We start from the raw sequence: 8,330 nt of genomic DNA, 5'->3' as shown, positions 1-8,330 counted from the left end.
TTAAACTCTTCGGGATAACGCTTACCGCTCATGGGCACCTCTCTTTAAGCCATCTTAAATGACTCTGAGGTGTCTGTTAAACCCGTGGCGATTCAAATCTAGTTTTGATAGCTACTCTCATTTGGATGATGTCCCACACCTTGGTTGGATGTGCATTGATGCTTCAGGAGCTAGGGTTGAACCAAGAGATATAGAGCTTATTGGGATATTAAAAGAGTATGAGATACCTATTGTAATAGTATTCACTAAAACTCTTGAGGAAGACACAGATGAGTTTGTTCATGAAGCTATTAATGAAATTGACAAGCATCATGGAAGTTATGTAGCAGATAATTATGTGCGAGTTAATTCAAAAGATAGAAAAATAGGTAAATTCATTGTTCCTGTTAGTGGGCTTGATGATCTAGTAGATATGAGTTTTAAATGTCTCCCCGAGGCTAAGAGGGGTGCAAAGCAAGCATTAAAAAAAGCTCAAATGGTTAAAATGGGCGAACGACTTGAAGCTATGAAAAATGGCGCGAGAAATATTGTTCATGGAGCTTCTGCTGCTGCTGGCGCTGTAGGTGCTTCCCCTATACCCGGGTCTGATGCTCCATTAATTGCAGCAATACAAAGTGGTATGATATATAAAATCAATGCTGAGTTTGAACTAGATACATCTACATCAACAACTACATCGGTTGTTGCAGGAATTCTTGGAGTCACAGCAGTCGCTCAAGTTGGCAAGGCTGTTGTTTCTAACGCGTTAAAATTTATTCCTGGCGTGGGTTCCCTTCTCGGTGGTGTCATCTCTGCAGCGACAGCTGTCGCACTCACCCAAGCTGTAGGCCAAGCTTACATACAAGTTCTAGTTTCTTACTACAACAAGGAAACCGGAATTGTAGAGTTACCTGAAAGCGCCACTTCAATACTCTCCGTATTTAAAGAACATTTTTCCTTAAAAAAGTAGACGAGAGAAAATAACAATCAATATCAGATAACAGCCCTCTTTTAAAAGAGGGCTTTTTCACTGAGGGTGTTGAATCTGACTGACATGCTCCCCGTCTCATAACATAAAATAACGCTAGCGATGTCCGCTTAGATCGAAAAGCAGGCGGTGGTCTGCTTCAGACAAAGAGCGGTCATTCAATGATAGAAGATTCTATTTCATTTTTGTGCCAGAAGCTGCCGCTCAGTAACTCCCGCAATAAACGGCGCGAGGAACGAGCGTCCGGCGACCGAATTTGATTGCTTTGTTATATGCCATTTTCAAGATCTGCGATTAGGTCAAAGCATAGCAATTTATAATCTTTTACGATCTTCGGCTGAATGGTTATTGAATGATATTTCAGCAACGCAAGGGCGAATGAGGAAAAATACAGCCAGAACCAGTTATCTTCCGGTAAATTGACATCTTGCACAGTCGCCGACCAACGCCCGTAAATGGGAGGATGAGTCGCTGAACCCGCGAGGCGGTTTCTTCCTGTTGCGAAAAGGATAAAGGCGGATGCTAGAGCGATCCCCATCATACGCTTCATCCTAACCTTTTCCGAGGGATACCCACTGCTTGCGGCGTACTGATCGATCTTGGATATCATCATATCCTTAGCGAACTGATCACACAGATATTCTTCGTCCTTCGGGTCTTCCGGTGCATTTCCTTCAGCTGAGAAAATTACGTGCTTCAGTTCATGTAAAAATACATATGCCGTAGCTATGCACGTGAGATCATATACTGCAGCGCGCTCTGAATCTGACGGCCTACCCTTTTCAGGCTCAGGAATAGCCACTGGCCATTCAAAGTCGTCTTCATGAAATGCAGTGCTCAGGTCTTTCACTGCATCAAGTATCGACTCGAAAGCTTCATCTTCTGCTGCCTGATCTGGAATCAGGTTGATTTCGTTTATGTCGAGAGTGGCACCGAATGATTTGAGCAATACGATCGACGAAGAATAACAATGTAACGCCTGCCTTCCCGCATAACCGAAAAGCCACATTTGACGCATTGATCTGCTGGTGTACTGGATTGCGGAGAACCCTCCAGCATCTAAGTTAAATCCTTCGCGGTCACCAATCAGTCGGAACTGGGCATCATAATCGTTAGCGATAGATACAATCTCTGATGCTCTCTCAGGAACAACACCGTCAAAAAGTTTTCGAACAATGTCTGTCGTTTCCACTAGTCCTCCTATGGCATATAACAGTGCGTTATACCGACCCCGCAAGGTCGGCTTCCTTGCAAGCCAGATTACCTTGTAAGGTCAGAAAGTCCAATGACAGCTTTACGTACGAAGCGGTCAATTGAGCTACTACGTATAAATGACCGCTAATGGCACTGAGCGGACCGGCGCGAAGATCGATGTCCGCTGTGAGCGAAAAGCGGAAGTTCACAACTAATTTCATATATTAGGGAGATAATACGGAAATTAATACCTTTTAATGAATCTAGGTTGTAGTGGTAAAAAATAACATTCATCTTAGTTGAATTTTTGCACTTAAAAATTTAATATTTCATAGTTAAGTCAGAAAGTTATCGAATTCTCAGCTTCCCTAAACGCAAATTGAAAATATATTATACCTTTTTTAAGGTGTGTAAATTTAGATAATTTCAAGAAGTGCTTTTGTGGGAATATCAGGGTATGATGTTTTCTCAACAATTTAAAAAACATTAGGGACCATATGGGATACTATTTTGATTTTTTAAACGCCCCTGAACTCGTGGATGAAAAACTGGAATTTTTCATACGAGATCGCGCCGAAGAAGAAAGACTTGATGATATGTTGATCACTCAAGGTTTTAATGTGCGCTTCTCATTTGCATTTTACTGTCGGTATTTGAATCATGTTATTTCTATCTATAACGATGTAAAATACGAACGGATAAAATTGCTGACATTCCTAAAAAATAGTGACATTGGATATATTAATTATATTTTGGATAAGTCACCTCACAGAGAGTACATTATACGGCTGTTAGATTTTACAGAAGAATTACAATTGAAACTGAATATTAAATCCCCATACAGAGATAAAGTGGATTTTGGGATAGATAAAATCATTTCTGAAATTGACTTATCCAACGGGGATCTTCTGAATGCTTCATACAATTCGGTGTTCCGTCATATTCATAAATGCAGCTTTGGTTATGCATTTTTAGACAGAAACACAAATTTTTATGTTTGTAATAATCTTGGTAATTTCTATGAAGAGATCAACAGCGCGAGTGTAGCAATACGTCGAAGTGTTATCATTATTAATGGTGATATTGACGTCGACAACAACCTATTATCTGAATTATTCATCCGATATCTCACTGTTCGAATAGTCTATAAGAAGAATGGTAAATGGAAAAAATGGGTGGATAGCCGTAATGGTTTTAGGTTAGGATTCGAACAAATTATGGACCTATGCGAAAAAATATTAAATTCAAAAAAATATATTGAACCTGAGTTAAAACAGATCATTATTGATCTACATTCTTGGCTCTACCATACAAGAAATAAAGTTGAGCGTTATTTTGAAAATTATCATACCTTACACGTAAAGAAGCGTGATTTCACTGCGTTGAACAGCACTATGAGAATTTTTTCGCATAAAATAGCGAACACAATTACGTTTAATTTTCATCGAGAAGCAGAAATAATAGAAAGAAAACTTAATGATGTTGGAGATGCGCTGTCTTTTTATTTTGATGAATTAAATATTCTTTATGAACTGCCTTCAATGATTTCTTCGTGTATCAAACGCATCCGAGAAGATGCCAATCTTTATCGTGTTGACACAAAAACACCATTTAAAGAAAATAACCTTAGCGCGGCTCTGAATAACTGGTTAAATGGCCGTTTTGTGGGGCATAATATGGAGGCCAAAAGTGAAGAAAATATAGGTAATGGACGAACTGACATCTCGATTTTTTTTAATTCATCACGAGTTGCCATTATTGAATCAAAGCTGATACGATTTCAGAGTGACAAGAACAACATAAAACAAAGCATCCAAAGTGGTTTCTATCAGGTTTTCACCAAGTATTCGTCGTTTCTGAATCAAGAGTTTCTTTTCCCGCCCAGACTCTACCTCGTACTTTTCGCGATCGATGCGGATTATAAAAAAATACGTGACCAGATTTTTAGTGTTATAAATGATCTCCAGAATGAGCCGGGGCTTACTCTTATTGAAGGACCAAAGGTATCTTCTACATGTTACCGATACATAGCCTCCTCCTTAGCGGGTGACTCCCTTTGCGATAGGGTATTCATTGATATTATTCTGGCTGATCTGCGGGTTAACGATAATCTTGATAGGAAGCATGGACGGTACCCGTTAAGTTGATATTTGGGAATCTTAATCATTCTGGGAAGGTGTGCAGAGCTAATCAATAATTCGCGCAGCAAAGGCGTCACCGATATGGCACAGCACGTTGCAGGCAAGCCCGCCGATAAGTCTGATGCAATGAACGTGTTGTACCCTTCCTTTGGATATTTAAAAGTGAGAAATATTGTTACTTCTCTGTATCTCTCATTTTTGGAGCATGGTTTTGGGTCAGCAGGGCAATTGTTTCACTATGATCAGTAGGTTGACGAAAAATTTGAAGAAGAAAATCATCGAGCACCACGAATGCTCTTTCAACATCTTCATCTGATATTTCTTTGAGGTTATGGCTGCCTGTATTGACCTGCCCCCCGTTGATTCAAACAGAATGCTGTTAACAATGTCCGCAGATCGCTCAAAGCAGGCCTTATGACCTCGATTTCTGGCAGATCCGAGCCAAAAGCGAACTATTGATATCATCAATCGGCCTCAATCTGCGGGGGAGCAGATTGCCCTTATTACGTAGCTAATTTACTGAAGGTACTGATTCAACCAAATGCAAGTACCTTCAATATCATACGCTTTTTCCCCATACCCTTTCGCAAGCAGGGACTCTGGTAAATACTCGTCATATTTATCCAGGTACTTTTCTGGAACATCGTTGGCAAGATCAAATACAGATGGTAAGCCTGACAACAGCATTTCTTTCAGCGCGTGTTGAACGGTGGCTACACTTGAATTGTCGATCTCTATAACACCAGCAAATGAATTGGCTTTAAAGCCACAACGTATGAGCAAGGCTGTAATCGTATTCACAACTTTATCCCCCATCCAGGGGATTACGTAACAGTGTTGCCCACTCGTAATAACATACTCATTTTGCAGGTTATAACGCTGGAAGTTACTACAGCCTTCTGCAAAGAGGCCTCTGGCGGTAGCGTCGGCATAATCTACTCTCTTGCTACCTATCGCTATGCGGTAATCATTTTCCCTGTAGATAGCGAGCATCTCCTGACGAACAGCATCATGAACAGACATTCCTCCCCCATTAAATTGTGGTGGCTGACCGCCTTTGGTTGCCTCTACATAGATAATTTTTTTCTCTGTCTCGATCTCTGTAACTTTCCAGCGCCGCCCACCGAAGATTATGTGTTGGTCTGGTAGCAGTGGAGAGTCCACAGGAACTGTTCCAAGGGTTCTGTTTCCGGTAACAATGCGGAACTCTTCTGGTGTATTGAACACGGTATAAAACGTGTAATGGTTAGTCAGTTTCTCCCCCTCTGCCCCAACAACCATTTCGCCACTAGCAAGTTGAGTGAGCAGGCCACAGGTTCCCATGTGTTTAAGCAGACTTTTAAAATCGTTTAAATCTACATTTTTGAACGGCCCTGTCTGGCATAGTTGTGACCAGAGCTGATCGGCACGAACTCCGCCCCATTGTGCCGTAATAGCAAGAATCTGGTGTAGCAGCGTAGAGTAATGCATCTGTTGGGCATCAGCTGGTTCAAACCATTGTTTAGAGATCATCAATTTGATCATTGCCATCGACTGGACCAATTGCAGCCGTAGGTGGTCAACGATACTGCTAGTCGCGGTAAGCTCATTTTCTGTAATTAGCATTCTCAGCACTGATGGGGAGTCGCGTCGCCCAGAACGCCCCATACGCTGACGCAAACTGGAAACAGAATGCGGAGGCGTAACTTGTATAACCGACTTAACCTTACCGATATCAATACCCAACTCAAGCGTCATTGTACAAATAGCTGTGGTGGGTAAATTTCCTTTCTGAAGACGAGTTTCAAGCGCCTCACGCAATTCCTTGGCAAGGGAACCATGGTGGGGAAAGAATTCATTGGGGACAATATGTTCTTCACACATGTCGCTCAGCGTTGCCGCAATACTTTCAGTACGCTTTCGACTGTTTGCAAAAACCAAATGAGAATCGCCACGGCAAAGTCTAAATATGTCAGCGCAAACGTCATGTTCAGCTGAACTCTGAAGTTCATCCTCTTTTTGGATCACTCGCTCCAGGTACCCTTTGACCTGTACCTGAAGAGTGGCCGTGCTATTACTATCTGTAACAGTTACGCAGGGGAGTCGTTTGTCCGGGCGCAACATTTCGGGCACTTTCTCCAGTTCCCCCAGCGTGGCACTCAACGCAACGCGGGGAATTGGATTTACCTGGCGTCCTAGCACATGGTCAATTCTATTGAGCAGAGAAAGCAGCTGTACACCACGCTCTGAGCCAATGAAAGCATGAAACTCATCAATAACGATGTATGCGACTGACGAAAACGCCTGTTTGAGCCAGCCCATTGAATTTATGAGCAAAGACTCAAGTGACTCAGGTGTAATCAGTAAAATGCCAGCAGGGTTTGTCCGAGCCTTCTTCTTTTTGCTTTGTGGTACATCCCCGTGCCAGGGAGTCACCGGCATTTCCAATGCATCTCCAAGGCTCTCAAGACGACGGTACTGATCGTTAATCAATGCCTTCAACGGGCTGATATAGACGATGCCAAATCCATTAGTGAGATCTGCAACTGCCGAACAAGCAGGAAGAAAGAAAGCCTCTGTTTTACCCGCTGCTGTACCTGCACTAATTAGCACGTCTCGATCACGGGCTAAAATTGCCGGGATGGCACTCTCCTGCAAGGGCCTTAATGTAGACCAACCCTGCTTGTAAACCCACTTACGGACGCGGGGATCGAGACTATCATAGGCACTGCTCATAGCTTAAAGTTCGCCAGGCCGTCGTCGTCACTTTCCTCCACAATGACATCATCCATGTCGCTGGGTCTGTCCTCTTCAATCGCCACACCCTCGATTAGTGTTTGCCAGTTCATCGTTCTGTTTTGTTCCAGCACGGCCAGCATGTCCAGGAAACCTTTTATGGTATTACGGGGGGTACGGAAGTAAGCGTCTCCAATGGTTTTACTACAGTGATGCAGAAATCCAGTCAGTGCCTCATCTGGAACCAGATAATTCTCTGGATCTCCGCCTGCATAAACATGGCGAAGATTTCTCAGTAAAATATACAGTTCCTCAGGGGTGAGGCTGGCAAGATGCAAAGTGGGAGACGAGTAGTCAATCACTCCTGCTTTTTGCGCGAACCGATTTTCCGCCAGACGTGATTGGAGCGCCTCATAGCTGTAAAGACCTTTGCGCGGATCGAAAAGAAACTCTGGCGTACCCCCGAGGATAAAACCAATGTTCTCGGCTGAGCCTTGCAGGCAGTCGTTCAGTATCCGTAAAATTTGTTCGTAGTTCGCGGTTCTTGCTTGCGTATTATTCAGCTTAAAAAGGTTCACCATTTCGTCGAGGCTGACCAAAAGACCGGCATAGCCTGCCTGGCGGATAAAAAGGCTCATCAGCTTCAAAGAATCATAGAATGAAGCGTCTGAGATAATAGTCCGAACGTCGAGATCGTTACGGGCATCAGTTTTGGTGGTGTACTCTCCCCGCAACCAGCGAATGGCATTGGATTTTAGCGTTTCGTTATCCTGCTCGTGCCCGCGCCAGAATGCATCAATGACCTTCGCAAAGTCATATCCGCCCACCATATCTGACAGAGCTGCCAGACGTTTATGAATAACTGATGAAACCTCGGAGCCGTCCGTGTCAGCTTCCTTTCGTGCCTCCGTAACGAACCTTTCAACAACGCTAAGTAACGCATTACCATCCGGCTTGTTTCTGGTGGACATGTTTTTCATAAGCTCTGAATAGAGATTACGAGCCTGACCTCCCGATGAGTGAATACGTCTGTCAGGAGAAAGGTCAGCACTGACTGACACCAACTTCTTCTCCAGCGCAATAGAGCGCACAACACTCAGAAAGAACGTTTTACCTGAACCATACTCACCGATGATAAGTCTGAAGCTTGCGCCACCGTCAGCAATCCTCTCAATATCCTGATGGAGAGCGGTTATCTCATTCACGCGGCCAACCTGGATATGCTGAATGCCTATCCTTGGCGTTACACCTGATTTGAGTGACTGAATAATAGCGTCGCGTTCTTTCACTCTTATACGTGTTACAGACATTCA

5 protein-coding genes are annotated in these 8,330 nt (G+C 43.2%); 2 read left to right on the top strand and 3 right to left on the bottom strand.

The window, feature by feature from the left end; genetic code table 11:
• Positions 1-121 precede the first annotated feature (121 nt).
• Entirely contained in the window at positions 122-949 is an 828-nt protein-coding gene (locus DFO56_RS16750) for a DUF697 domain-containing protein (protein ID WP_233500410.1), read from the top strand.
• 286 nt (positions 950-1,235) lie between these two features.
• Here the strand turns inward: DFO56_RS16750 and DFO56_RS16745 are convergent, their stop codons facing one another.
• Positions 1,236-2,159 carry a phage exclusion protein Lit family protein gene (locus tag DFO56_RS16745; RefSeq protein WP_233500409.1) on the bottom strand — a complete coding sequence of 308 codons (924 nt, stop codon included), beginning with the start codon at positions 2,157-2,159 and terminating at the stop codon, positions 1,236-1,238.
• 499 nt (positions 2,160-2,658) lie between these two features.
• On the opposite strand from DFO56_RS16745, the gene DFO56_RS16735 reads away from it, so the two are divergent.
• Entirely contained in the window at positions 2,659-4,308 is a 1,650-nt protein-coding gene (locus tag DFO56_RS16735; RefSeq protein WP_045509086.1) for a hypothetical protein, read from the top strand.
• A 510-nt stretch (positions 4,309-4,818) separates the two neighbouring features.
• Here the strand turns inward: DFO56_RS16735 and DFO56_RS16725 are convergent.
• Together DFO56_RS16725 and DFO56_RS16720 are read right to left on the bottom strand one after the other, a co-directional pair.
• A complete protein-coding gene (locus tag DFO56_RS16725; RefSeq protein WP_045509090.1) occupies positions 4,819-7,017 on the bottom strand; it encodes a DEAD/DEAH box helicase in 2,199 nt (732 codons plus the stop codon).
• Positions 7,014-8,327, bottom strand: a complete 1,314-nt coding sequence (locus tag DFO56_RS16720) for an ATP-binding protein (protein ID WP_045509092.1) — start codon at positions 8,325-8,327, stop codon at positions 7,014-7,016. The genes DFO56_RS16725 and DFO56_RS16720 overlap by 4 nt, the downstream gene beginning before the upstream one ends.
• Positions 8,328-8,330 lie beyond the last annotated feature (3 nt).

Source organism: Kosakonia sp. AG348 (assembly GCF_003337365.1).
Classification (GTDB): domain Bacteria; phylum Pseudomonadota; class Gammaproteobacteria; order Enterobacterales; family Enterobacteriaceae; genus Kosakonia.
Note: the sequence above shows the minus strand (reverse complement) of the source record. Positions and strands in the feature narration are given on the sequence as shown.

Bases quoted from the DNA above. Each gene is read 5' to 3' on its own strand.
- DFO56_RS16735 (WP_045509086.1), top strand. From the start codon at position 2,659: ATGGGATACTATTTTGATTTTTTAAACGCCCCTGAACTCGTGGATGAA.
- DFO56_RS16725 (WP_045509090.1), bottom strand. From the start codon at position 7,017: ATGAGCAGTGCCTATGATAGTCTCGATCCCCGCGTCCGTAAGTGGGTT.
- DFO56_RS16720 (WP_045509092.1), bottom strand. From the start codon at position 8,327: ATGTCTGTAACACGTATAAGAGTGAAAGAACGCGACGCTATTATTCAG.